Annotated in this window: 18 protein-coding genes; 16 read left to right on the forward strand and 2 right to left on the reverse strand. The window is 64.5% G+C overall.

The features are described from left to right. Positions 1-6: 6 nt before the first annotated feature. A complete protein-coding gene (locus tag OG874_RS43435) occupies positions 7-885 on the reverse strand; it encodes a helix-turn-helix domain-containing protein (RefSeq protein WP_330252832.1) in 879 nt (292 codons plus the stop codon). Positions 886-1,143: 258 nt separating this feature from the next. Between OG874_RS43435 and OG874_RS43440 the strand changes: the two genes are divergently transcribed. The 16 genes from OG874_RS43440 (at position 1,144) to OG874_RS43515 (ending at position 20,544) form a co-directional block, all read left to right on the forward strand. Continuing rightward, entirely contained in the window at positions 1,144-1,575 is a 432-nt protein-coding gene (locus tag OG874_RS43440; protein WP_330252833.1) for a nuclear transport factor 2 family protein, read from the forward strand. Positions 1,576-1,590: 15 nt separating this feature from the next. Next, the gene (locus OG874_RS43445; RefSeq protein ID WP_330257664.1) at positions 1,591-2,463 is read left to right on the forward strand and encodes an MlaE family ABC transporter permease; all 873 of its coding nucleotides are present in this window, start codon (positions 1,591-1,593) and stop codon (positions 2,461-2,463) included. Continuing rightward, positions 2,463-3,317 carry an ABC transporter permease gene (locus OG874_RS43450; protein ID WP_330252834.1) on the forward strand — a complete coding sequence of 285 codons (855 nt, stop codon included), beginning with the start codon at positions 2,463-2,465 and terminating at the stop codon, positions 3,315-3,317. Before OG874_RS43445 ends, OG874_RS43450 begins: the two co-directional genes overlap by 1 nt. Before the next feature lie 3 nt (positions 3,318-3,320). Beyond that, complete coding sequence (locus OG874_RS43455) at positions 3,321-4,637, forward strand: MlaD family protein (RefSeq protein ID WP_330252835.1); 1,317 nt, start codon at positions 3,321-3,323, stop codon at positions 4,635-4,637. Then, complete coding sequence (locus OG874_RS43460; RefSeq protein WP_330252836.1) at positions 4,634-5,671, forward strand: MCE family protein; 1,038 nt, start codon at positions 4,634-4,636, stop codon at positions 5,669-5,671. The genes OG874_RS43455 and OG874_RS43460 overlap by 4 nt, the downstream gene beginning before the upstream one ends. Positions 5,672-5,678: 7 nt before the next feature. Continuing rightward, entirely contained in the window at positions 5,679-6,731 is a 1,053-nt protein-coding gene (locus tag OG874_RS43465; RefSeq protein ID WP_330252837.1) for an MCE family protein, read from the forward strand. Beyond that, positions 6,728-7,843, forward strand: a complete 1,116-nt coding sequence (locus OG874_RS43470; protein WP_330252838.1) for an MCE family protein — start codon at positions 6,728-6,730, stop codon at positions 7,841-7,843. Before OG874_RS43465 ends, OG874_RS43470 begins: the two co-directional genes overlap by 4 nt. A 16-nt stretch (positions 7,844-7,859) precedes the next feature. Beyond that, entirely contained in the window at positions 7,860-8,981 is a 1,122-nt protein-coding gene (locus OG874_RS43475; protein ID WP_442943238.1) for an MCE family protein, read from the forward strand. A gap of 23 nt (positions 8,982-9,004) precedes the next feature. Then, positions 9,005-10,252, forward strand: a complete 1,248-nt coding sequence (locus OG874_RS43480) for an MlaD family protein (RefSeq protein WP_330252840.1) — start codon at positions 9,005-9,007, stop codon at positions 10,250-10,252. 45 nt (positions 10,253-10,297) lie between these two features. Further along, positions 10,298-10,975: a hypothetical protein gene (locus OG874_RS43485; protein WP_330252841.1), complete on the forward strand. Its 678-nt coding sequence runs from the start codon at positions 10,298-10,300 to the stop codon at positions 10,973-10,975. Positions 10,976-11,107: 132 nt separating this feature from the next. Beyond that, the gene (locus tag OG874_RS43490; protein ID WP_442943483.1) at positions 11,108-12,238 is read left to right on the forward strand and encodes a cytochrome P450; all 1,131 of its coding nucleotides are present in this window, start codon (positions 11,108-11,110) and stop codon (positions 12,236-12,238) included. 53 nt (positions 12,239-12,291) lie between these two features. Next, positions 12,292-13,128, forward strand: a complete 837-nt coding sequence (locus tag OG874_RS43495; RefSeq protein ID WP_330257665.1) for a mycofactocin-coupled SDR family oxidoreductase — start codon at positions 12,292-12,294, stop codon at positions 13,126-13,128. A gap of 14 nt (positions 13,129-13,142) precedes the next feature. Continuing rightward, positions 13,143-14,147: an NAD-dependent epimerase/dehydratase family protein gene (locus OG874_RS43500; RefSeq protein WP_330252843.1), complete on the forward strand. Its 1,005-nt coding sequence runs from the start codon at positions 13,143-13,145 to the stop codon at positions 14,145-14,147. Positions 14,148-14,183: 36 nt separating this feature from the next. Beyond that, positions 14,184-15,188, forward strand: coding sequence for a LacI family DNA-binding transcriptional regulator (locus OG874_RS43505; protein ID WP_330252844.1), 1,005 nt, complete (start codon positions 14,184-14,186; stop codon positions 15,186-15,188). 176 nt (positions 15,189-15,364) lie between these two features. Continuing rightward, entirely contained in the window at positions 15,365-16,822 is a 1,458-nt protein-coding gene (locus tag OG874_RS43510) for an aldehyde dehydrogenase family protein (protein ID WP_330252845.1), read from the forward strand. 446 nt (positions 16,823-17,268) lie between these two features. Beyond that, on the forward strand, positions 17,269-20,544 hold the full coding sequence (locus OG874_RS43515; RefSeq protein WP_330252846.1) for a protein kinase domain-containing protein: 3,276 nt from the start codon (positions 17,269-17,271) through the stop codon (positions 20,542-20,544). Positions 20,545-20,777: 233 nt separating this feature from the next. Here the strand turns inward: OG874_RS43515 and OG874_RS43520 are convergent, their stop codons facing one another. Continuing rightward, positions 20,778-24,245 (reverse strand): D-arabinono-1,4-lactone oxidase, encoded by a 3,468-nt coding sequence (locus OG874_RS43520; RefSeq protein WP_330252847.1) that lies wholly within the window; start codon positions 24,243-24,245, stop codon positions 20,778-20,780. Positions 24,246-24,491 lie beyond the last annotated feature (246 nt).

Genomic DNA, 24,491 nt, shown 5'->3' on the forward strand with positions numbered 1-24,491 from the left:
GCCCGGTCAGAGCTCGGTGCGTGCGCCGGACCGGGCAGCGCCGGTGATCGCGGTCGTCGTCCGGACCAGGTGGTGGCCGATGGTGTCGATCTGTTCCGGCGGGATTTCGCCCAGGGGGTGGACCGAGAGCAGCAGCGCCACATGTCCTTGCGCGTCGAGTACCGGCGCGGTGATGGCGGCGACCGGTTGAGGCCGGCTGGAGGTGGCGTCCGGAAATCCGAGCGTGGTGAATTCCACGCGCAGCCGGTCGAGGGTCTCCTGGATATTCGATGGGAGTGCGATCGTGCCGGTGTCGAGCGTGCCGATGAGGCTCGCGGCTCGCCCGATGGCAGGCGAGGTGTAGTCCACATCGAATCCGCGGTCGCGAATCCGGGCCAGCGTCAGCTCCAGGCGCTCGGCGATCGCCGTACTCGTAGCTGCGGCCCGTTGGATCCAGGTGCGGCGTTCTTCGGCGGTGTCCCAGGCTGCGAATACGGCCCCGAACGGCGGCGCGTAGGGGATGCGATCACCGGGCCACGCTCGCTCGCCGCCTTCGAATGCGGTGATCACCAAAGAGTCGGCGACCTTCTCGGTTACCGATGCGGCGTAACCGAATTCGGCCGCGAGCTCGACTGCGGCGGCCCGGGCGGCCTCGACGAACGGACGCGTATTCACCGCCGCTGCCACGACAGCGAGCCCCGGTCCGAGCGTGTAAGCCTTGCCGGCCGGATCGCGGGTGACCCACCCGCGATCGCACAGGGTTTTCAAGATCGTATGCGTGGTGGCCAGGGTCAGGTCCAACTCGCGCGCGATGTCGCTGTAGCGAAGCCGCACGTTGCCGCGACGCGCCAGCAACTCCACGACATCAACGACGCGCGCGGTCGGTGCCGATATCGCACCACGCATCTTGACTCCCTTCCTTCACTGCCTTACGGTCAAGTCATCGAATAGTTGATAGATATTATCGAATATTCGATAACAGTACCCGAGGGCGTCTCGCGACGCAAACGGAGAGCGAGCCGAAGATAGCGCGACCACCGATGTCGGCCACCGCCTCCGGGGTGCTCGAAGCCGGAAAGGGCCATGTCGATGACAACGACGCTCGACAATCATGTCGCGGTGGTGACCGGTAATACCCCGAAAATCACACGCACAGGAACTTCCATGGCCACACAGGACATACTCACCACCGTCCACGAACTGACGCAGGCAAAAGCGCGCTACTGCCTGGCCGTCGATACCAAGGACTGGGAAGCCCTCACCGACCTGATGACCCCGGACATCGAACTGGACGTCAGCGACAGCAACGCCGACGTCCCTGTCATCACCGGGCGAGACAACGCCGTGGCGATGATCCGCACGGCGCTGACCGGCGCCGGCACCGCCCACCACGTCCACACACCGTTGATCGACGCCGACGGCGACGAGGCCTTCGTTATCTGGGCCATGCAGGACCGTGTCGTGTGGGACCACGGGTCGTCACTGACCGGATACGGGCAATACCACGAACGCTGGGTACGTCGCCACGGTGACTGGAAACTGGCCTCGCTCACATTGACTCGACTGATCACTGAACAAGTCCGGCACCACACATAGATCGAGGCACACATGATGACAGGGGCAACGATGCCGGTGGCTTCGGGCGAGATCGTTGAGCGGTCCGCGGTCGGAGAGATCAGGCTGTGGGCACGCGGATATCTACGCCGTCATCCCGGTGCATCCCTGGAAACCGTCGGCGGGCAGGTCGTCCTGGCCGCCCGGGCCGTCCAGTACCTGTTCGTCGATATCGCCCGAGGCCGGTTTCCCTTCCGCGAATTCGTGCAGCAGGCCGTGTTCATGGCCAAGACCGCGTTCGTGCCGACCATTGCCGTGGCGATCCCGATCAGCGCGACGATGTCGATCCAGTTCGGCCTGCTGGCCGGTCAGGTCGGGGCCACCTCGCTGGCCGGTGCCGCCGGCGGCCTGGCGGTGATCCGACAGGCCGCACCGATGGTCACGGCGATCCTGATGGCCGCGGCCGTCGGATCGGCCATCTGCTCGGACCTCGGTGCGCGGACGATCCGCGAAGAGATCGACGCGATGCAGGTCATGGGCGTTTCGCCGCTGCGGCTGCTGGTGGTGCCTCGCTTGGCCGCGGGAATCGTGGTCGCCCTCGGGCTGACCGGCCTGAGTTGCTTCGTCGGATTCGTGGCCGGATATCTGTTCAATGTCTATGTCCAAGGCGGGACCCCGGGAAGCTATCTGGCTACCTTCTCCTCCTTCGCCAGGCTCGGTGACCTCTACCTGGCGATGGTGAAGGCCGTGGTATTCGCCGTCATCGTCACTGTTGTCTCGTGTGAAAAAGGGTTGAGCACCAAGGGCGGTCCGGGAGGCGTCGCGAACTCCGTCAATGCCGCCGTGGTCGCGTCCATCATCATGCTGATGCTGGTGAATGCGGGGTTCACCGAGTTGTACACGCTCCTCTTCCCGAGGACGACACTCTGATGGCGTCGCGCTACTATCCGCCACGGCTCCGGCCAATCATGGTCGCTGGGGCCACAGTGTCGGTTCCCGTCATGCGGCTCGGGCATATGGCCACCTTCTTCGTCCGTGTGCTCGGCGGCATTCCGGTGGTGCTGCGGCACTATCGCGCGGAGTTCCTGAGAATTTTGTCGAATGTGACCTGGGGAAACGGCTCCATCGTCGTCGGCGGCGGAACCGGGCAGGTCATTCTGGTACTCGGTGCCTCGGCGGGAGCCATCGTCGGCATCGAGGCCTTCAGCGCGCTGAAACTGCTGGGGATGGCGCCGGCGACCGGGATGATCGCCTCAACGGCGGTAACCCGCGAGCTGGCGCCCATCATGGCCTCGATCGCCTTCGCCGCGCAGGCCGGCTGCCGCTTCACCGCACAGCTGGGATCCATGCGGATCGCGGAGGAGATCGACGCTCTCGACGCGATCGCGATTCGACCGATACCGTATCTGGTCACCACGAGGATGCTGGCCTCGATCGTCGCGATGATTCCGCTGTACCTGGCCTGTCTGGGGATCAGCTACCTGACCGTCCAAGTCGTCGTCGGTCTGTCCGGTGGGCAGTCGCCAGGTACGTACGAACACTATTTCCGCTTGGTGCTCAGCGGCACAGACATGGTCTATTCCCTGTTGAAGGCAGTCATCTTCGTCGTCCTCACCACGACGATCCAAACCTATTTCGGTTTCTACGCCAAGGGCGGGCCCCAAGGTGTCGGAGTGGCGGCGGGGCATGCGATGCGCGCGAGCATCACCGCGATGATCTTCGTGAATCTGCTGATGACGATGACCCTGTGGGGCTTCGACGCCGGCGCGAGGATCAGTGGGTAGCACATGCCTATTGGATTCGAATCCGACGGCAAGGTCCTGCCCGACTGGCAGCTGCTCCTGCGGGGGACCGCCATCCTTGTGGTCCTCGCGGTGGCCACGGTGGTGATGGTCGCCAGATCCCAAGGTGCTTTCCGAGAAACCGTGCGGGTCACGGCCGTACTCGTCGATGTGGGTGATGGCCTGCCTGCGAAATCGGATGTGAAGTTTCAGGGCATTGTGGTCGGTCAGGTCGACAGCGTGACGCCGTCGAGTGATGGCGGCCCGAACTACGTGCAGATCGCCCTGAAACCCGAATACCTGGCCGGAATTCCGGCGACGGTGACCGCACGTGTCGTGCCGAGCAATGTGTTCGCGGTGCCGTCGGTCCAATTGGTTGGCAAGGGCCGGAGTGCGCCGCTCGCCGCGGGTGCGCGTATTCCGCAGGACGACAGCCTGGAGACGGTCCGCCTGCAGACATCTTTGACCGCGCTGAGCCGAATCGTCGCCGCCGCAGGGCGTTCCGGATCGGATCCGACGCTCGGCATCCTGGCCGTCGTCGAACGCGCAACCAGTGGCCACGGTGCCGAGGCTGTGCGGGCGGGTGCCGAACTGGCCCGGATCTCGCAGGCACTCAACGCGGCGATGGCTCCCGACGGGACGCCCGCCACACTCGACGCGCTGTCGGATGCGCTTGCCGGACTTCGGTCCTCGGCGCCCGACCTGCTGGGGGCGGTCCACAATGCGGTGGGCCCGATGCGTGCGGTAGCAGAGCGTAAAGACCAGTTGGTGACCTTGCTGACCGGCGGTCTGACCACCTCCGCAACGGTCGCCACGGCGCTGGAGAACAACACCGGGACGATCACCGACATCACCGGCAAAATGTCCCCGGCACTCGACACGATTGCCGACGGGAGTCGCAACTTCACCCAGATGACGATGTCGCTGACCCGGCTGGCCGGGACATTCCACAAGCTGTGGGATGTCGAGGATCAGAGCATCACCGGCAAGATCATCATCGAGCTCACTCCGCATCGCCAGTACACGCGCGCTGACTGCCCTCGCTATGGCGATCTCCAAGGTCCCAGTTGCGCCACCGGTCCGATCGGCGGACCCACCATCATCGGCCCGAATGCGGCTCCTGCGCCGGCGAGTTATTCGGCTCCGATCGGTGGAAACGTGGGGCCGGTCGGCAGCGCGCAAGAGCAGCAGGCGATCGCCTCGATCCTCGGCGGCAAGCCCAACACCGCGGCCGACATCCTGTTCGGCCCGCTGTTCAGGGGCAATGACGTGCAGCTGACTCCGGCACCGGAAGCCCCCGCCCCGACAGGAGAGCCTCGATGAGCTACCGCAAGCCGTTGCTGGGCCTGATTCTGTTCGTGGTGGTCTCGGTCGCGTTGACCTGGACGATGTATGTCACGTTGGCGCGCGACATCAGCGGCAAGACCGATACGTACTCGGCGATATTCACCGACGTGTCGGGGCTGCATGCCAGTGACGATGTGCGCATGGCCGGGGTGCGAGTCGGCCGGGTGAAAGCCGTCGAACTCGAGGGTGTCCGCGCGAAGGTGACCTTCGAAATCCAGCGCGGCCAGGTGGTGTATGGCAATACGGCAGCGACGGTCACCTATCAGAATCTCATCGGGCAACGCTATGTCGGACTGTCGCTGCGTGAATTCGGTGATCCGAGGGTCGTGGCGCCGGGTGGGCAGATCCCGGTCGAGCACACCGAGCCGTCGTTCGATATCTCCAAGTTGCTCAACGGATTCGAGCCGCTGTTCAGCATGCTCGATCCGCAGCAGGTCGACAATATCAGTGCGGCGGTGGTCCGGGCGCTGCAGGGCGACGATGGCGCGATTACCACCCTCATCGCCGAAACCGCCTCGCTTGCAAAGGCATTCGCGGGGCCGGATCAGGTTCTGGGCCAGGTGATCGACAATCTCGGTACGGTACTTGGCGACCTGTCGAAGCAAAGCGGCAACCTGCAGACGGTGTTGCAGCAGACGCGCAGGATCTTCGATGCGCTGGCCGAACACCGCGATGTGCTGTTCCAACAAGTCGATTCGATCTCCGGCGTGCTGGGCCGGGCCGCGGATGTGGTGAGCGGTGCGAGTCCATCGCTGGCTGCGTTCGTCGGTCGCCAACCAGGATTCGCCCAGCACTTCATGGACAACCGGGAGAAGTTCACTTACCTGGGTTTCAATTTGCCGTACCTGCTGAAAGGTATGGGCCGCATTGCCGACAGCGGTGCCCAGCTGGATGCGTACGTCTGCGACGTGACGGTGAGCATGCTCCCCGGATTCGATCCGTTGCTCGCGGCGATTCTGGGGGCGAGCAACCCCAGCGGCAAGGTCGAGAACTCGGCGATCTGCAGGTGAGGCAGAGATGATGAGACGACTGAAAACAGTGTGGCAGCGGATGCGCAGCCGCCCACTGGAGGACCACAGCAAACTCCGGATCGGCCTGGTCGCGGTCACCGTTGTCGCGGCTGTCGTCGGGCTGACGGTATTCGTGAATTCGCTGCACCTCGGCGAGGAGACCTATCGGGCGGATTTCGCACAGGCGGCCGGTGTCAGCTCCGGCGATGGGGTGACCCTTGCCGGTATCCAGGTCGGTACCGTCACCGGGACCAGGCTGGCCGGGGACCACGTGGTGGTAACCATGAAGCTGCAGCGTGGCCTGCCGCTGGGATCCGATACCGGAGCTGCCATCAAACTGACGACGATGTTGGGGTCGCGCTACATCGAACTCCGTCCCGCCGGGTCGGGGCACCTACCCGGTAATTCGATCGCGCTGTCTCATACCGAAGTGCCCTACGACCTGCAAACCGCGCTGCAGAACGCCACCACGACCTTCAGCAGCATCGACGCCGATCGGGTCGCGCAGACAATGAACGCCTTGACCGAGCAATTGCGCGGTACGCCGGCTTTGATGCCTGACGTCCTACGGAATATCAGGTCTCTCGCCGTCGTGATCGCCGATCGGCGCACCCAGCTCGGCTCGCTGCTGAGCAGTACCGATCAGGTGATCACCGTGCTTCACGATCAGCAGGCAGAACTGGGGGCGATGGTCGGTCAGGGCCGGAACGTGCTGCAGCAGATCATTTCTCGGCAGCAGGCCATCGAAGGGTTGTTGAGGGCCGCCACCACGCTGGTCCATCAGTTGAAGCCCATTGCGGTGGACGACGCGCCGGAAATCCAGCAAATGCTCACCAATCTGACGCAGATGACGGGAATGATCGCCGGCCACGACGACCTGCTGCGCAACATCCTGCAAGTCCTGCCGGTGCCGTGGCGGTTGTTCGCGAATGCCACCGGTACCGGTCAAGAAATGGTGGGCAACGCGACCGACGGCGCCTTCATCGATTCGTTCATGTGCGCACTGAGCGAATATGCGAAACAAGTCAACCGGCCGCCGTACTTCGAGGACTGCAAATGAACAGCGTGATCCGAGGAGTGAAGCTGGCGGTAGTCGCTCTCATCGGCGCCGTCCTCGCGGGATGTTCCAGTGGCCCGATCGGCGGGCTGACCGATACGTCGATCACGATCGTCGCACAGTTCGCGAATGCGAACGGCTTGTACAACGGCAATGCCGTCTCGGTGCTCGGCATGCGGGTCGGCAAGGTCGTCGACATTCAGGCGCGGGCGACGCACGTCGACGTCACCATCGAAATCGACAAGTGGGTCGAGATTCCGGCGGACGCCCAGGCGGTCGTCGTATCGGATTCGGTCCTGACCGACCGGCATGTGGAATTGACTCCGGTGTATCGCGGCGGCCCCGTGCTGGCCGACCACACTGTCCTGACCACCGACCGCACCAGAACACCGGTGGAATTCGACAGCCTGCTGTCGATGGCCGACAAGCTGTCCACTTCGCTGGGTGGGGACGGCAAGGGCCAGGGACCGGTTGGCGGCCTGCTCGACATCGGCTCACAGATCGTGGCAGGCAATGGGAACGACCTGCGCGATGCGATGAGTGAACTGTCGCGCGCCATGCAACTCGGCCCGGACGACGGGGCCGCGACCCGTGCCGCGGTGACCAAGGTCGTCCAAAATCTCGACGCCTTGACCGCGGCCGCCGCCCGCAACGATCAGGCACTGCGAGGATTCGGTTCTGGTGTGCGGACCCTGAGCGACATCCTCGCCGACTTGAATCTGGGAGCGGGGGATACCGGAGCCCAACTGAATCAGATCATCATCCAATTGACCGATCTCCTGCAGCGTAATCAAGGCAATCTGCGGGCGCTGGCTTCGAATTCGAACACCATCACTAAATCTATGGCCGACTACAACGACAATCTGGCCGAATTTCTCGATGTCTTCCCGCTGGTAACGGACAATGCGTACAACGCCATCGACCAGAATATCGGCGCACTGCGCGCCACCGTCGACCTGAACAGGTTCCTCCTGGACGGCCAGATGCTCAAATCGGTGTGCAATCTGTTGGGTCTCAAGGATCTCGGCTGTGCGACCGGAACCGCACGGGATATGGGACCCGATTTCGGTGTCGGCCAGATACTCGCGGCAATCGCGGGAATGCCGGCGAAATAGCAGGAATGACGGGAACATGAAAAAATTCGGCTCGCGACATCGCCTCCTCCGCATCACTGCTGCGGTGGCTGTATCGACTGCTGCCTGTTCTGCTACCGCATGTTCGGTGAGCCTGGACAAGCTCCCATTGCCGGCGCCGGGTATCGGCGGCGACAGCTATTCATTGACGGCCACCTTCGCCAACGCGCTCAACCTGCCTGCCAAAGCGAAGGTCCGGCTCAACGGCGCCGATATCGGTGAGGTCGAGTCGATGCAGTCCCAGAACTACACGGCCGTGGTGATGATGCGGATCAAATCCGTTGTGCGGCTGCCCATGGGGACCACCGCTGAATTGCGTTCGGCCACACCGATGGGTGACGTCTTCGTCGCACTGACCCCGCCGGCCCATCCGGATCCCGCGGCTCCCGATCTGGGCGACGGCGCGCGCATTCCGCTGGAGTCGACCTCGGCAGCGGCCACCATCGAGGAAGTACTGACCAGGGCCGCGTTATTCGTCAACGGTGGTGCCATCGAGAACTTCACAAGCCTGGCCAACAGCCTCGGCGCGGCCGTGGGCGGGCGCGGTGACCGGCTGGCCGAGATGATCGAGCAGACCAAGCAATTGGTGAACAACCTCGCGGCCCGGTCCGACCGGATCCGCGAAATCCTTGCGGCGACCGGCGATCTGAGCGCGACGATGGCAGCGCGGCACGCCGATGTCAGCGACGCTCTTGCCGCGGCCGGACCGGCCCTGCAAGTCATCGGCGACAACACCAGCAGCATGGTCGATTTGATCGGGCAAGTGAACCGGATTACTCAGCAGATTGCCCGATTCCCGTCGGTGAACGGCACGAACGATCGCAGCCTGATGGAAGCGGTCAATAAGCTTGCCGACGGCACGAACGCCTCGGCGAACAATCCCGATTCGAATCTCAACGCACTCCTCGGGATCTTTCCGCTCATCATGAAGGTGACGAGTGCGTCGTCGGCGCACGTGAATGCCGACATTGTCCGGCTCGCAATCGGCGCGCTGCCGGATCCGCATACCCCCGCAGATTCCGGCGCCAGACTGCCGGACGCTACGGATTGGGTCAATTTTGTCGGATCGCTGGAATACACCCTCAATCGCTTGAAAAACAGAGTCGAGCCTGGGCGATGAACACAGCTGTCATTCGAAACGTAATGCTGGAGCCACCCGCGCGGGCGTTGGTGGCCACGGTGCGGGGACTGTCGCGCCGCCGCCTGCTGACCTCTTGCCTCAGCCTGCTGCTGGTACTGCTCGTGGGGGTCGGATACCTGCTGTTGGGCTCGTTGCAGCTCGATCCGTTCCGTTCGCAGTACCAGGTGCGGATCGAATTGACGCAATCGGGCGGTCTGCTGCCCAATCAGGACGTCACACTGCGCGGCGTCCGGGTGGGGAGCGTTCGGTCGGTCGCCGTGGACGCCGACAAGGTCATCGCCGTCGCTACCATCCGGTCCGGCGTGCGGATCCCGGTGGGAGGGGACGTGCGGGTCGCCTCGCTGTCGGCGGCCGGCGAACAGTTCCTGGACTTCCTGCCCTCCACCGAAAGCGGGCCCTATTTGGCCGACGGCGACGTCGTCAGCCAGGACCACACTTCCACTCCGGTCACTCTGGCCACCATGCTCGCCAGCATGAGCGGCACGTTGGTGCAGCTGGATCCGGCCGACATCGAGGCCATGATGCACGAACTCGGCGCGAGTTCGGCAGCTCCCGAGAAACTGGCCGCCATCGTCGACGGCGGCATGTTTCTGCTTTCGACACTGGATTCGGTTCTGCCGCAGACGGTTTCGCTGCTGCACAATAGTAGGGCGGTGCTCGTCACACTGGGGGACGTCGCTCCAGGGTTGCAGGCGACCGCCGCGAACCTGTCACAGACGATGGCGGGTGTCGGATCGATGACCGGCGGTTACGAGACCCTGGTCGACAACGCACCGGGTGCGCTGACCGCGCTGGACAAGATCATCGCCGACAACTCGCCGACCATGGTGCAGCTGCTCGGCAACCTGACCACCACATCACAGATGGCCTACCTGCACGTGCCGGCGCTGCGGGAATTCTTCTTCCCGCAGCAGCGCACCGGCTCGGCGCTCGATGCCATCACCTCCGCCATGCACGATGGCGGCGTCTGGGCCATGGTGAATCCCTACCCGCGGTACTCGTGCGACTACGACCTGCCGCGTGACGCGGGTTCCATTCCGGATTTCCCGGAGCCGTATCTGCACGCGCGGTGCACCAATCCCGATCCGTCGGTCCTGCCGCGCGGCGCGGCGAACGCGCCGCGGCCGCCGGGCGACAACACGGCGACCATTCCGCCCGGAGTGGATCCGCTGCAGCGCGCGGATCCGACCCCGACCGGGCCCTACACCATTCCGCAGAACTACGGCGGCCCGTTCGTGCCCGGGGGGTAGCGGCACCGGCGCGAGTACGCACGAGATCGTGAATAGGAGACAAGGATGAACAAAAGTTCGGTGATGGTAGCGGAAAAGCTCGACGATTCGGTCTGGTCCGATGCCGAAGATGCGGACCAGGTCGACCAGGTGTCGGCCGCGAATGCCGATGGGGTGAGCGGCGACGCTTCGGCGTCGCCGACCGCCGGTGCGCAAGTGTCCGATGCCGCCGAGGACGCCGGGAAATCCGGGCGGTCGTGGCGCCGGTGGTTGCCACGGCCGCTGACAGGGATCCTGATGCTGCTCGTAGTGGTGTCGGTCGTGCTCGCGGCGGTGTTCGGCTGGAAACTCGAGACCCGCAACGATCGCCAAGCCGCGGGCATGGCGGCGTTGGCGGCCGCTCGGGACTACGCGGTGGCCCTGACCAGTATCGACTCATCGCATATCGACAGCGATATCGCGACCGTGCTGACCGGGGCTACCGGGGAATTCAAGACCATGTACAGCCAGTCGGCCGAACAGCTCAAGCCGATGCTGGTGCAGGCCAAGTCGGTCAGCAAGGGGCACGTCGTCGCCGCGAGTGTGCAGTCGGCCTCGGACAACCAGGCCGTGATCATGCTGTTCGTCGACCTCGAGATCACGAACGTGACGAACCCGACGCCCCGCGTCGACCGCAACCGCGTCCTGATGACCATGGACCGCGTCGACGGTCACTGGCTGGCCAGCAAGGTCGAGCTCCCATAGGCCGTCGGCCATCCAACAAGAAATGCAATGTCGGAATTCGAGAAGGAGAGGTGAATCTCCGTGACCACCAGTGCAATCAGAGACATCTACTACGACCCATACGATGTCCAACTCAATGCTGATCCCTACCCGATGTTCAAGCGGCTCCGCGAAGCAATGCCCCTCTATTACAACGAGCAGCACGACTTCTACGCGATCAGCCGGTGGGCAGACGTGAATGCGGGACTGCTCGACACGCTCACCTACAGCTCCGCACGCGGGGCCATCCTCGAGCTGATCAAGGCTGGAATCGAGATGCCGCCGGGGATTCTGATCTTCGAGGATCCACCGGTCCACGACATCCACCGCAAGCTCCTGTCCCGCATGTTCACTCCGCGCAAGATCCGGGAACTCGAGGACAAGATTCGTCAGTTCTGCGTCCGCAGCCTCGATCCGTTGGTCGGCACCGGCCGGCTGGATTTCATCGCCGACATCGGCGCGCAGATGCCGATGCGCACGATCGGCATGCTGCTCGGCATTCCCGAGCAGGACCAGGAAGCCATCCGAGACTTCGCGAACGACCAGATGCGGACCGAGGAAGGCCAGCCGATGAAGGCCGCCTCGGAGGGGCTTGCCACCGGCGAAATCTTTGCCGCGTATATCGATTGGCGTGCGGAGCACCCGTCCGACGACATCATGACCGAACTGCTCAATGTGCAATTCGAGGACGAGACCGGAACCGTGCGGCGACTGACCCGCGACGAGTTGCTGATCTACGTCAACGTAGTAGCCGGTGCCGGTAACGAGACCACGACCAGGCTGATCGGCTGGGCGGGCAAGGTGCTCGCCGAACATCCCGACCAACGGCGCGAGCTGGTCGAGAATCCGCAGCTCATTCCGAACGCGGTCGAGGAATTACTCCGGTTCGAACCACCCGCACCACACGTCGCGCGTTATGTAACCCGGGATGTCGAACTGCACGGCCGGACGGTTCCGGAGGGCAGCGTCATGATGATGCTCATCGGGGCAGCGAATCGCGACCACCGGCAATTCGCGCCGGATGGCGATGTTTTCGACATCCATCGGGATACCCGCCAACACCTGACCTTCAGCGTGGGCACGCACTACTGCCTGGGGTCGGCGCTGGCTCGGTTGGAAGGGCGCATCGCGCTGGAGGAGATCCTGGCGCGGTTCCCCGAGTGGGAGGTCGACATGGCCAATACCAAGCTCTCGCCCACATCGACCGTCCGAGGGTGGGAGACGTTGCCCGCCTTCACTTCCTGAACCCACCCGCACTTCCTGAAGACAACGAATCACGACAACGAATAGAGGTAGCCATGACTGGACGGGTCGAAGGAAAGGTTGCATTCATCACCGGCGCTGCGCGCGGCCAGGGTCGCAGCCACGCCGTGCGGCTGGCGCAGGAGGGCGCCGACATCATTGCCATCGACGTGTGCAAACAGCTGGACAGGGTGCCCTTTCCGATGCCGACGTCGGAAGATCTGGCGACCACCGCCGATCTCGTCAAGGCCGAAGGCCGGCGCGTCGTCACTGCCGAGGTCGACGTGCGTGACTACGCGGCGATGAAGGCGGCGGTGGATAGTGGCGTCGAGCAGTTGGGCCGACTGGACATCATCGTCGCGAACGCGGGCCTCGCCAACGAAGGTGGTCAGCTGGTCGATCTCGAGGAAGACCTCTGGGAGGACATGATCGGAGTGAACCTCGGCGGGGTGTGGAAGAGCGTGAAAGCTGCTGTGCCGCATATGATCGCGGCCGGCCGTGGCGGCTCGATCATCCTCACCAGCTCGGTCGGCGGTCTCAAGGCGTACCCGCAGGTCGGGCACTACGTCGCGGCCAAGCACGGTGTGGTCGGCCTCATGCGAACCTTCGCCGTCGAGTTGGGGCAGCATTCAATACGGGTCAATTCGGTGCATCCCACGCACGTGAACACGCCGATGCTCTTGAACGAGGGAACTTTCAAGCTGTTCCGCCCCGACCTGGAGAACCCGGGGCCGAAGGATCTCGAGCCGATCTGCCAGATGTTCCACACCCTGCCGGTGCCGTGGGTGGAGCCGATCGACATCAGCAATGCGGTGCTCTACCTGGCATCGGACGAATCTCGCTATGTGACCGGCGTACCTTTGCCGATCGACGCGGGCAGCATGCTGAAGTAGGTATGTAGGCGGCTATGACACAGTCCAAGAAGCTGGTTATCGGGGCCAGCGGGTTCTTAGGAAGCCACGTGACCCGTCGGTTGGCGGCCGACGGTGCGGACGTGCGGGTGATGCTGCGCCCCACCAGTTCGACACGGGGGATCGACGACCTCGATGTCGAACGCGTGTACGGCGACATCTTCGACGACAGCGCGCTGTGCTCGGCGATGAACGGATGTGACGTCGTCTACTACTGTGTCGTGGACGCACGGATGTGGTTGCGCGATCCGGCGCCCCTGGTCCGCACCAATGTCGAGGGTTTGCGGCATGTGCTGGACGCCGCCGTCGCGGCTGGACCGGACAGATTCGTCTTCACCAGTACCACCGGAACGCTGGCCATCAGCAACCATCGCCCGGTCACCGAGACCGATCCACACAATTGGGACGACGGCGGTCCGTACATCGCGACCAGGGTCGCGGCCGAGGACCTCGTGCAGCGCTACGTCCGGGAGATGTCCCTCCCGGCCGTGGCGATGTGCATCTCCACGACCTATGGCCCCGGTGACTGGGCGCCGACACCGCACGGTTCGGTGATCGCCCGGGTCGCCGCCGGACGGTTCCCCTTCTACTTCGACTTCTCCTCAGAGGTAGTCGGTATCGAGGACGCCGCGCGTGCAATGGTCCTCGGGGGCGCCCACGGCCGCCCCGGCGAGCGGTACATCATTTCCGACCGCTACATGAGCTGCCGCGAGGTCCACGAGATCGCCGCTGATGCCGCGGGCGTCCGCGCACCGCGCGTCGGCCTACCCCTGCGACTGCTCTACCTCGCTGCCCGCGGCAACGACCTCGCCGCCCATTTGGTGAACCGCGACCTCCCATTCGCCACAGTCGGGCTGCGCATGGCCGAGTTGATGTCGCCGCTGGACCACGGCAAGGCCGAGCGTGAACTCGGCTGGAAGCCCGAGCCGGTGGAGAATTCGATCCGCCGCGCCGCGGAGTTCTTCAAGCACCGTGATGGGGGCCGCCCACAGGGATGGTGACCGGGTGTGGTGGGCGCGGCGTGCCATTATGAGGCCATGGTCGCTCGTGAGGGTGACGCGTCGAGCGTCGAGGACAGGGTCGCGCGGCCTACGAATGCCGATGTGGCGCGGCTGGCGAAGGTTTCGACCGCGACGGTCAGCTATGTCCTGAACAATGCCGAGGGTTCCCGGATTTCGGCGCGAACCCGGGAAGCGGTCTACGCCGCTGCCGAACAGTTGGGGTATCGGCCGAATGTCGCCGCGCGGAATCTGGCTCGCGGTAAGGGTGGTGTGGTGCTGTACGTGGTGCCGCGGGTGGCGGTCGGTGACATGCCGATCGAGGCCGGTAACCGGATGACCACCGAACTCGCCCGCCACGGTTTGTTGCAGGTGCAGATCTTCGAGACCGAGGACGATCAGCAGGTCGTCGATGCCATCGGCAATCTCGATCCGACAGCGGTCGTCAGCATGTTTCCGCTGAGCAGCCGCGTACGCGCGGCGGTGGGAGCGGCGAAGGTGCCGCATATCGAGATCGGGCTGCTGCCCGCGCTCGGGGATCCGCTGCTGTCGGTCGGCACGTTGCGGGTCGGGCATCTGGTCTCGCGTGGGCACCACAGGATCGCGTTCGCCTATACCGGGATCGCGAAATGGCGTGCCCTTGGCGACTATTGGTTCGAGGGTGTCGCTCGGGCGGCTCGCCTGCACGATCTGCCGTCGATCAGCGTGGGTGAGGTCACTCCGGATAATGTCGCGGCTGTGGTGGCCGGGTGGGTGCGCGAAGGGGTGACCGCGGTGTGCGCGCAGAGCGACGAGATCGCGGGCCTGGTGCTGTTCGGCATCCGCGAAGCCGGACTCCGCTGCCCCGAGGACCTCGCCGTCATCGGCGTAGACGCCAACCCCATGGGAGCGTTCAGTTCACCTCCCTTGACCACCGTGGAGTTCGATCCGACCGCGCTCGCCACCGTCGCGATCGCGGCAGTACTCACCGAACTGGGGTATCCGGTTCCATCGGCTCCTGAGCCAACCGAGATCGCCCGGCTCGTCGTCCGCGCCTCGACCTAGACCGCATACTCCGTCGAACATCGCCCACCGGTAACTCTTGCGGCAGGGCCACCTACCGATGCTCGATGAAGGCCCTGGACAAGGGGTGGTTAAGCGCTTAATCTACGGTGACGGACGGTTGATGAGGCCAGGCCATCCCGATCGAACAAGTCGTAGACGCGCGAGGAGCGATACCCATGACAGTGCAGTCAGTGTTGGACGAGATCCGTGAACGCCCCGGAACCGGTGAGGTGATTCCGATCATCGATCCGGTCACCGAGGAGCAGATCACCGAGTTCACCGACGGCGGAGCCGAGGCCGTGGATACCGCCGTGGCCCAGGCGAAGGCCGCGTCCGAGTCGGGGGTATGGAAGAACCTGGCGGGCAGCCAGAAGGCCAAGGTGCTCTGGCGTATCGCGGACCTGATCGACGAGAACGCCACCGTCCTGGCCGAACTCGAATCACTCAACGCCGGTATCCCGCAGAATCAGGCCGAGGTCATCGTGGCCGTAGGTTCGGAATGGTTCCGCTACTACGCGGGCTGGTGCACCAAGATCGACGGCATCGCCCACGACGTGAACACGGGCGGGCTCACCGGTGTGGAATCCCATCAGCACGCCTACACCCTCAAAGAGCCCTACCCCGTTATGGGGCTGATCTTCCCGTGGAACGGCCCGGTCTTCAACTACTGCGCCAAGCTCGCGCCCTCGCTCGCGGCCGGGTGCAGCAGTGTCGTCAAACCCGCCGAGGAGACCCCGCTCTCGGCGCTGGTGCTGGACAGAATCCTGGCCGAGGCCGGCGTGCCCGACGGTGTGGTCAACCTGATCACCGGCTACGGGCACACGACCGGCGCGGCGATCACCGCCCACCCGGACGTGGACAAGGTCGCCTTCACCGGCTCCACCGAAGTCGGCCGGGAGATCGTGAAGGCGTCGGCGTTGAGCAACCTCAACAAGGTCACCCTCGAGCTCGGCGGCAAGTCGCCGGTGGTGATCTTCGACGACGCCGACCTGAACATGGCCATCACCATGGCCGGATTCGGCACCTTCGTGCACTCCGGCCAAGCGTGTGTATGCGGCTCGCGCATTATCGTCCAGCGCGGCGTCTACGAACAGGTCGTGGAAGGCATCGCGAACATCGCGAACAACCTCAAACTGGGCGGGCCGAAGGAAGAGGGCAGCATGATCGGCCCGCTGATCAGCGCCAAACAGCTCACCCGCGTCATGGGCTACATCGACCAGGGCAAGTCCGACGGCGTCGAGATCATCACCGGCGGACAGCGTCTGGATCGACGCGGCTATTTCGTGCACCCTACTGTGGTCACCAACGTCGATCCCGCCACCAGCCGCCTGTTCCAGGAGGAGATCTTCGGTCCCGTGGTCACCATCCTGCCGTTCGACACCGAGGAAGAGGCGATGGCGCTGGCCAACGACAGCACCTACGGTCTGGCCGCCACCGTGTGGACCAAGGACCTCGGCCGCGCACACCGGCTGGCCAAAGAACTGCAAGCCGGCACCGTGTCGCTGAACTGCCAGATGGTCTTCGACCACTCCATGCCCTTCGGCGGATACAAGCAGTCCGGGTGGGGCTACGAGTCCGGCAAGGCGGGCCTGGAAACCTACCTGCAGACCAAGATCGTTTGGGCGCAGATGTAGTGCTCATAGGGAAAACGCAGTCAGTTGCTCCTCCGGCGATCCCGGAGGAGCGACCCGGTCCCATCGAGATGACCGCACCGCACACAGGATCGACGGCAGCAGATCCGCACGGTTGCCCAGCGCAAATCAACCCGCAATGGATGGGGCAGTACTACGTGCAGTGGGGCCTCGGGCTGCAAGTCGAAGCGAGGGCATGCCCTCGAAGATCCTGGCGCCGCTATCACATCCCGCGACAGCGACGACTTCCACGGCAAATTCGAGGTCAAGGTTGGTCCGGTCGGGCTTAGTTACAGAGGGGTCCTTCCTAGCCGCTCAACGGGATTATCGCGTAGTCGATGCGGACGGGCGGACCGTTCACCTTCGTTGGGGATACGCTGGGCATTAGCGAAAGGTGAGCGCATGGTGCCCGGTGCTCGCGTATATGCCGAGTGGATTGCCTGCCGCTGATGACAGCTGATGATCCGCTCCGGACCCGCCGCGATGTGATGACACCCGTCACGGCTGATTTGAGTGTGTCCGGGTTCGAGGACGCCGAAGAGGTCGGGCACGGTGGTTTTGGTGCGGTGTATCGCTGCAGGCAGGTGGTGTTGGATCGCACGGTGGCGGTGAAGGTGCTGACCGCCGAGCTGGACGAGGACAACCAGGCGCGGTTCTTGCGCGAGCAGCGGGCGATGGGCCGGCTGACCGGGCATCCGAACATCGTGCCTGTGCTGCAGGTGGGTGTCACCGCGAGTGGGCGGCCGTATCTGGTGATGCCGTATTACCCGTTGGATTCGCTGGATGCGTGGATCCGCCGGCAGGGCCCGTTGCCGGTGGAGACCGTGTTGTGGATCGGGGTGAGGATCGCTGGTGCGCTCGAGAACGCGCACCAGTTCGGAATTGTGCATCGCGATGTGAAGCCGGGAAATATTCTGCTCACCGATTATGGCGAGCCGGCGTTGACCGATTTCGGTATCGCGCGTATCGCCGACGCATTCCAGACGAGTGCGGGCACCCTGACCGGGTCCCCGGCATTCACCGCACCCGAGGCACTCGACGGCGATACCCCCACACCGGCCGCTGATGTCTACGGGCTGGGTGCGACCCTGTTCGCCGCGCTCACCGGGCATGCCGCGTTCGAACGCGGCAGCGGTGAGCAGGTGGTGGCTCAGTTCCTGCGGATCACCAGCCAGCCGGTGCCGGATCTGCGGGAAAGCGGCATTCCCGATGACGTGTCGGCCGTGGTGGAATCGGCGATGAGCCGGGACCCGCGGCAGCGGCCGTCGGCGGCCGCGGTGGGCGAGGCCATCGGGCAGGTACAGCTGCGCCACGGATACCCGGTCGGTGAGATGGCGCTGCACGTGACACCGGCCCGCGGGCTGCTGGACCACCTGTCACCGATGCGGGTATCGGCCCCGTCGCCGAGGGCGGGAGGTCGCGGCAACACCGGCGATCTGCCGCTCGAGCTGACCAGTTTCGTCGACCGCCGCACCGAGACGTCGGAGGTGAGGAATCTGTTGTCCACCTCCCGGTTGGTGACGTTGACCGGGATCGGTGGTGTCGGTAAGACCCGGCTGGCGCTGCGGGCGGCGGGGCATGCTCGGCGCGATTTCGCCGATGGGGTGTGGGTAATCGAGCTGGCCGACGTGCGCGACCCATTGCTGGTCGACGTCATCGCGGCCACCCTCGGACTGCGGGACGATTCGGCCCGACCGATGCAGGAAGTGCTGGTCCAGTTCCTGCAGTCCCAGAAAACGTTGCTCGTTCTGGACAACTGCGAGCAGGTGGTAGAGCCAGTGGCGAACCTGGTGGAGAAATTGTTGGTGGCTTGTTCGAGTCTGCGGATTCTCGTCACCAGCCGCGAGCCGCTGGACATCGCCGGGGAAGTAATGGTGCGGGTGTTGCCACTGACCGTTCCGGACCCCGACGGTGAGCCGACACTGCGGGAACTGCCCAAGTACGACGCTGTGACTTTGTTCGCCGACCGCGCCGCAGCAGTGGTGCCGGGCTTCGAACTCTCCGACAACAATAGAGCGCCTGTGGCGGGTATTTGTTCCCGGCTGGACGGGTTGCCGCTGGCGATCGAACTCGCGGCGGCGCGGATGCGCGCCATGTCACCCGATCAGATCCTGCAGCGGCTCACCGACCGGTACGCGCTGCTCACTCGCAGTAGTCGCACCGCGCCGGCGCGGCAACAGACGCTGCGGTGGTGTATCGACTGGAGCTATGAGTTGTGCACGCCGGTCGAGCAGCGGATGTGGGCCCGGTTATCGGTGTTCGCCGGCGGCTTCGAGCTCGATGCCGCCGAGCAGGTATGCGGTGCCGACCTGGCGCCGGAGAATCTGCTCGATGCACTGTCCTCCCTGGTGGACAAGTCGGTCGTGAACCGAGAGGAACCCGATGGCGTCGTGCGCTTCCGGATGCTCGAGATCATGCGCGACTACGGGCGGGAGAAGCTGCAAGAAACCGGCGAAGACCGGGATCTGCGTCGACGACACCGCGACTGGTACCAGCGATTGGCCACGGATGCGGAGGCCGGGTGGATCAGCGACCGACAACTCGACTGGCTCGCTCGGCTCGAGCGCGAACAACCGAATCTGCGGGATGCGCTCGAGTTCTGCGTGTCCGACGGGACCACGGAGTCGGCCGAGGCCGGGCTACGCACCGCCGCCGCGTTGTTTGTGTTCTGGAACTTTCGGGGGCGGTTTGGTGAAGGCCGACGCTGGCTCGACCGTGTCCTCGCCCACCCCGCCGCGCACTCGATACCCGATCGCGTCAAAGCACTGCATTCCAGCACGATCATGGCGGCGGTACAGGGCGACCTGCAGTACGCGGCCGACCTCGTGGAGCAGGCACGCACCCTTGCCGAACAGGACTCCGCTCCCACAACCACAGCGCTGGCCGCGTCCGCCGAGGGCGCCCTGGCACTGTATCGAGGTGAACTCGATCGGGCGGTAACCGCGCTCGAGCCTGCCCTCGCGGTATTCGAATCGAACACGCGAGGACATCTGTATATCTCCGCGTTGTCCATGCTCGGTTGGGCACACGCACTCGCGCGAGATACCAAGCGGGCGACCGAATATCACGAGCAGATACTTTCCATCACCGAAGCGTGCGGCGAATCGCTCTTTCGGTCGACCACGCTATGGAGCATCGGCATTACCGTATGGCAGCAAAACGAGGCGTCGCACCCACAAGAGTTGCTAATGGAATCGCTACGAGTCAACCGGCACGTGCGCAGTCCTATCGTCGCGGCACTCGACCTCGAGGGACTGGCCTGGACCGCCGCCGCCGACAATGGTAAGCGCGCGGCCATTCTGATGGGTGCGGCGGAACATCTGTTGCGCTCCGCCTCAGGTGTCACGACTTTCTTCACCGAGCTATCCCACTACCACGACGAATCCGAGCGCACGGTGCGTCGCGCGCTCGGTGACCGCGGGTTCGATGCGGCCTTCCGGCGCGGCCAGGCCATGGGAATGGACGCTGCGGTGGCCTACGCCCTCGGGGAGGAACCGCCAACCGTCACGCCGCCCGCCGCAGGACTGAAATTGACCAAGCGTGAACGGCAGGTCGCCGATCTTGTCGCCCAAGGACTCACCAACAAGCAGATCGCCGCGAAACTGGTGCTCTCGCAACGCACCGCACAGCACCACGTCGAACACATCCTGAGCAAACTCGGATTCACCTCCCGCACCCAGATCGCCGCCTGGATCGTAAACGCGGCGCAGCACGAGAGTTCATGACCGCACGGTTTCCGCGCGCGGAGCTCTTGTGGCGGTTGGAATCCGAGAGTAGGGCGCGCGTGCTTCCTGATCTCGAACCCGAAGGCTGGACATCAACGACACGTGGGTGGACCCACCCAGACGACCGCGGGCCGGAGCCGGGCAGACAAGTGAGTACAAGAAAAGAGGAAGCCCTCGAACACTCGGCTGGCTCAGGTGTGTGTCGTTGCCGGCGCTATTTGAGCTGTTCGAAGTCAGATGGGATGGGTGGCGGCGGCTTTCCTGTCGTGGAGATTTAGGTCGGCCCAGGACAGGCTGTCGTGGTATGCGGGGTTGTCGGGGTATTCGGTAACTAGTTGCTGGTAGACCTGTACGGCACAGGTGGTGACGGCGACAGCTTCGTCTCCGGCGGGTAGGTAGGCGCCGATGTAGACGAGGTTGGAGGCGACGTCTGCGCGAATTTTCGGACTTGCGGAGGTGCGGTCGAATGTCGTTGGTAGTTGGGCGGCTTCGGTGCCCAACCCTGCTGCGTCTTGGGGGTGGCCAGCGGAGTTGTGGCGTGCGGTCAGATTGTGCAGCGCCCACGACAAGCTGCCCGTGTAGTCCGCGTTGTCGGGAAAGGTGGCGATCAGTTGCCGATAGATCTGGACTCCTGCGGTGGTGACGGTGACCGCTTCGTTTCCCGCTGGGAGGTAGGCGCCGATATACACGAGGTTGGAGGCGACGTCGGCGCGGATCTTCGGTGTTGCGGCCGTCGTGTCGAATCGTGGTGGGAGTTGGGCGGCTTCGGTGCCCAGGCCGTCGGCGTCGTGCGGGTGTCCGGCGCTGTTGTGGCGGGCGGTGAGGTTGTGCAGCGCCCACGACAGGCTGCCTAGATAGGTCGGGTCGTTGGGGGCGAGGGTGTTCAGATGGCGGTAGACCTGTACTCCGGCGGTCGTGACGGCGGTGGCTTCCTCACCGGTGGGGAGGTAGGCGCCGATATACACGAGGTTGGAGGCGACGTCGGCGCGGATCTTCGGTGTTGCGGCTGTCGTGTTGAATCGTGGTGGGAGTTGGGCGGCTTCGGTGCCGAGCCCGTCGGCGTTGTGAGGATGGCCAGCGCCGTTGTGGCGGGCGGTGAGGTTGTGCAGCGCCCATGACAGGCTGCCGAGGTAGTCGGCGTTCTGTGGGTGAGACGCATTCAAGTCCCGATACACCTGTGTGCCAGCGGAAGTGACCGTGACGGCTTCGTCTCCGGTGGGCAGGTAGGCGCCGATGTAGACGAGGTTGGAGGCGACGTCGGCGCGGACGCCTGCTGTTGCGGCGGTGATGTCGAATTGTGTTGGTAGTTGGGCGGCTTCGGTGCCGATTCCGTCGGCGTTGTGTGGGTGTCCGGCGCTGTTGTGGCGGGCGGTGAGGTTGTGCAGCGCCCATGACAGGCTGCCGAGGTAGCTGGCGTCGTGGGGGTATGTGGTGGTGAGGTCGCGAAGGATTTGCGTTCCGGCGGCGGTCGCTGCGACGGCTTCGTCTCCGGCGGGTAGGTAGGCGCCGATATAGACGAGGTTGCCGGCGATATCGGCCTGGTCGGCGGGTGGGGCGGCGAGTCCGTTGATCTCGGTGGCTGTGTGGACCGCGTCGTAGCCGCTGCCTGCGGATTCGTTTTGGTGCCCGGATGCCTGTAGGTCTCGTGCGCGCTCGTTGAGGGTGCGTATGCGGGCGCGAATCGCCTTGACTGACAAGGGCTCCAGCCGCACGGATCGGGTGAACGGGGTGGCGAACGCGTCGGGTTGGTGGTTGTCGGTGATGGTGGCCGCGGTGGTGCGCCAGGTGCGGAAGTTGGTGCCGTACAGGTCGGCGATGTCGTCGGCGGGGATCCGGAATTCCTGGCCCCAGTGCGGGATCGCGCCGAAGTCTTGGGCGGTGCGGTGCACGTCGTCCCAGAATCGGGCGTAGATGTCGTCTTGGCGGGCGCGGCCGGTCGCGATCTCCACCGACACGCTCAGCTCGTACTGTTGCATGGCGATCAACGCCGAGGAGCGGGGTGTGAAGCGGATCCCCATGTAGCCGAATACCGGTCGCCCCGTAGCGAGTTGGGCGCGGGCGAGGTCGAGGATGGCGTCGATGAACGACTGGTAGCTCAGGCGGGCGTCGAAGAAGAACTCCGCGGAGTTGCCGCTCTGGGCGCCGTCGAGGGCGTAGTTATGGGTGTCGAGCATGTCGCAGGCGTGCCCGACACGCACGACGGGGCTGAAGCTGTTGGCCAGCAGTTGGGAGACCGCGGCGATGACTTTCGGGCGGCCCTGCGGACCGAGTACCGGGTTGGTGGCCAGCCGGTAGAGGACCAGAACGATCGCTTCGCCACTGGTGGTGCTGGATTCGAGGATGCGTTGCACTTGCGGCAGGAAGTTGTCGACCAGTTCTTCGGCGTTGTCGCAGCCGATCGCGTGACCGAGCGCGATCGCCAGATCGGAGTATTCGCCTTTGATTTCGTCCCACAGGACCTGCCGGATCGCGGTGGGTGTTCGCGGATGCTCGATGACGGCTTTGGCGACACCGCTCGGTGGTGGCGGGGTCAGGTTGGCTTGTCCTGTTCCGATGGGGACCGCCCAGCGGCGGGTGATCCAGCATTGGTCCGGGCGAGACAGGTTCACCCCGATATTGAGGTGCCGCAACGGTGTCGGTGCGCTGCCGTGGAGGCGTTCGGCGATGCGATGCAACCCGAGGTGATCGATCCACGCTTGGCGGGAGGCGAGTTCAGGAAAAATGTCGCCGACGGTCCAGGTCGGGGTGAGCGCGAGTCCCGGGTTGTCGAGGATGAACTGTTCGGCGCGGCGCGTGAGTTCCTCGAAGGCGTGCACAAAGTATCCGCCCGCGAGATCGGTGAACGCTGCATCGAACAGGCCAGTCGGGGCTCCTGGCCGTACGTCGCTGTTTTGCAGGGTTGCGCGGATTGCGGGCCATTGGTGTTCGAGGTTGATCTCGAACAGCGCGTAATCGGGTACGACTTCCAGGATGACCGCGTAGACGACACCGAGTCGCCCGACACTGACACGGGCGGTGTCGAATACGGCGTCATCGGCGATGATACGAGTGTCGGGGCACCAACCGGGGAGGTGCTCGCGGACCCGCTCGCCGGGAAAGTCGGTCACCGACGGGGTGATCCACCATTCCTGCCCGCCGCCGCCCACCAGCAGGATCGCCCGGATCCACTCGGTCAACGGTGCGGTCTCGAAGTCGCCGCCGTGAGTCGCGGTCGACAGCGCCCCTAGCAACGTCTGACCGCCCCCGGCGCCCATCGTGGGCAGCGCCAACCCACATCGTTTGAGATCGGTGAGCAGTTGCTTGATTTGGATACCGGCTTCGACGAACACGAAATGGCGGCCGACAAGCTCTTCCGAGGGGCGCGTGCAGATCCGCGACAACACCAGTTCGTCCGCACCGGCCAGCAACCGCTGCGGGGTCAGTTGGCCGCGGGGACGCGGAAACGGTTGCGACAGATGCTGTTGCAGGAAAACGGTGGCCAGCAGATCCTCGGCCACATGGTTGGGCGACAGCGAGTACAGGGACCCGGCCGCACGCAGACTTCGCCCCTCAGCTTCGGCCGCCAGCACCGCCGCGACCAGAGATGCCCGGCTACGTGGGGAGTACAACTTGGCCTGGAACGGATGCAGCTCCAGCAGATCAGTGATCGGTACCGGGTTTTCGGTTACTTCGTCATCGGAGAGAGGACCCTGGCACGGCATGACCGCACCTCCGTTCGTTCATCCCGACCCCGGCGTGCAAGCCGGATCATGCGAGCGCACAACAGGCTTCGCCGACCGCGACGAATCACAGTATGGATCCACCGGCCACCCCGACGTCAGCGGTATGCAGAAAGTGAACACCTACCGGCTCCGCTGGGCTGGCAGACGAGTGGGCCGTCACCGGGCGCGATGACCGTCCATCGGTCTGTTGTCGAAGAGTTGCAGAGTCGAACGTGCGCTCAGATC

Origin of the sequence: Nocardia sp. NBC_00565, from assembly GCF_036345915.1 — a bacterium.
Classification (GTDB): domain Bacteria; phylum Actinomycetota; class Actinomycetes; order Mycobacteriales; family Mycobacteriaceae; genus Nocardia.